This is a genomic window from Gemmatimonas sp. (genome assembly GCF_041689975.1).
Taxonomy (GTDB): Bacteria; Gemmatimonadota; Gemmatimonadetes; order Gemmatimonadales; family Gemmatimonadaceae; genus Gemmatimonas.
This window is the reverse complement of record NZ_JBDNFF010000395.1, coordinates 1-2,296: the sequence shown is the minus strand read 5'-3', so window position 1 is coordinate 2,296 and position 2,296 is coordinate 1. Positions and strand designations below refer to the sequence as shown.

Below are 2,296 nucleotides of genomic sequence, written 5' to 3'. Positions count from 1 at the left end.
GGTCCCTCGTTCGACAGTCGAGCGCGCAATCCGTTTGCGTCGTGGCGTGACCCGCAGGGTATCACGCACACCGTGTGGTATCTCGATGCGGCGACGGCGTGGAATCAGCTGCGCGCGGCCACTGCGGCGGGCGTGGCCAGCATGGCGCTGTGGCGGCTTGGCGGTGGACACCAAGTTATGGCGAGTGCTTGGACGCCACGGGCCCACGGGGCACCCAGATTCTCTTCGTTCGCTTCCGAACGATAGCATCTCGGTGATGGTGGGCGAAGGTGAGGTGCTGGCGGTCGAGGGGCACAAGGGAAGTGGCTGGCATACCATACGCTCGCCGCACGGTATGCGGTGGCCAGCTTCTTCGTGGTGGGGCGTCAGGTGCAGCATCTCCCCGAACTCACGCGACGCATCGTGGCCTAAGGCCATGAGATCGGGAATCACTCCTGGAGTCATCCCGACTTCGCGGGGCTCAGCGCCGCTGCCGTGCGCATGGAGCTGACCGCCACAGGGCGCGTCATTGAAGCCGTGACGGGCCACCGGCCACTGCTCTTTCGTCCGCCGTACATCGGTGACGCGCACCCCGCGACCGAAGATCGGTTGCACCCGATGGTGATCGCCAATGAGTTGGGGTATCGCGTGGCCAGTCTCGAAATCGATACCAAGGACTGGTTCGAAACCGACGCGCAGAAGATCGTGCCAACGCGTTGTCAGCACTCGAGCGCATGAACGGCCGCATCATACTGCTGCACGATGCCGGTGGCGATCGTGCCTCTACCATTGCCGCACTCGGGCCACTCATCGATCTCGCTGCGCGCGCGCAGCTACGAGCCGACCACGGTCGCCGGGTTGCTGAACGTGACACCGCAGGCTGGCACGCCCGGTGCTCCGGACAATGAAGTGCCTCAGCGCGCCATGAACTTCGCCGCACTGCGGGTCACGAACGCGGCGGAAGCGCTACTCGTGGGCACGTTCTTGCTGTCCGTCGTCATTCCGGCGTACAACGAAGCGCGTGTCATCGCGCGCACGGTGCGCTCGGTGTTGGCACCGCAGTACCTCCGCTTCGAAGTCATCGTGGTCGACGATGGATCGAGCGACGAAACCAGTGGGGCTGCCCGCACGGCATCGTCCGACGAACGGCTGCGCGTGATCCGACAGGTGAATGGCGGGAAAGCCTCGGCCATCAATCATGGCATGACGCTGGCGAACGGCGACGTGATCGTCGTGATCGATGCCGATACACTGCTCACATCGGATGCCCTTCGTCATCTCGTGCATTCGTTGGCCGATCCGCGGGTAGGCGCGGTCGCCGGCAACGCGAAGGTCAGGAATCGCGTGAATCTTGTCACGCGTTGGCAGGCCGAGGAGTACGTGACCAGCCAGAATCTCGACCGTCGGGCGTTCGTCATGGTCAACTGCATTACCGTCGTACCGGGCGCGATCGGCGCGTGGCGGCGCAGCGCGGTGCTGGATGCTGGCGGATTCCGCACGGATACACTGGCCGAAGATCAGGATCTGACGCTCACGCTTTTGCGACGTGGACATCGCGTGGCATTGGCCGATCAAGCGGTGGCGTTGACGGAGGCGCTGGAAACGTTCGAAGCGCTCCTCAAGCAACGTTTCCGCTGGAGTTTCGGCACGTTGCAATGCGCATGGAAACATCGCGGGGCGCTCGGGCGTCCCGGCGCGGGCGCGCTCGGGCTGGTTGGTCTGCCCAACATCTGGCTTTTCCAGTTGCTCTTCCCGTTGCTGGCGCCGGCCGCCGATCTCGCGCTCCTCGCCACACTTGCCCGTTGGATCGTCGAAAGCCCCGTGCTTGGTGCGCACGCCGCGTGGACGCACGCCGAGCCGGTGATCCTGCTGTATCTCTTCTTCCGCGCGGTGGACACACTCACCGCCCTCATTGGCGTGGCCTTCGAGCCTGGAGAACAGTGGTCGCAGGCGTTACTGGTCCCGCTGCAGCGTATTGCGTACCGTCAGGTGCTGTACGTCGCACTGCTCAAAGCCATGCGCGCTGCGCTCAAGGGGTGGGCGCCGGGGTGGGGCAAGCTCGAACGCACCGGCCGCGTGCGAGCCAGGTGATGGGTAGCGATCCTTGGCGCTGGAGGCGTAGGCTGGGCCGCCAACGCCACCGAGGGGCTTGACGTAGTTCTACATCCGGGTCGGGTTGTCAATGCGCCGCAGTCGGGAGACTATTCGACTCGTCGATCCCCCAACCGTCCCTGATGTTCTTTCTTCTCGCGGCACTCTTGCAACAGGCCGCCGACACGCTGACCCTTCCCTCGCGGCCAGCCAAGGCGCCGGTGGT

The 2,296-nt window shown here is 64.8% G+C and carries 3 protein-coding genes; all 3 read left to right on the top strand.

Annotated features, from left to right (window positions below; all coding sequences use genetic code 11):
* The coding region (locus ACESNG_RS22730; RefSeq protein ID WP_373070971.1) for a hypothetical protein at positions 1–246 on the top strand (246 nt) is incomplete at its 5' end.
* A gap of 174 nt (positions 247–420) precedes the next feature.
* Positions 421–717, top strand: a complete 297-nt coding sequence (locus tag ACESNG_RS22725) for a polysaccharide deacetylase family protein (RefSeq protein ID WP_373070973.1) — start codon at positions 421–423, stop codon at positions 715–717.
* Positions 718–756: 39 nt separating this feature from the next.
* Positions 757–2,070, top strand: coding sequence for a glycosyltransferase family 2 protein (locus tag ACESNG_RS22720; protein WP_373070969.1), 1,314 nt, complete (start codon positions 757–759; stop codon positions 2,068–2,070).
* Positions 2,071–2,296 lie beyond the last annotated feature (226 nt).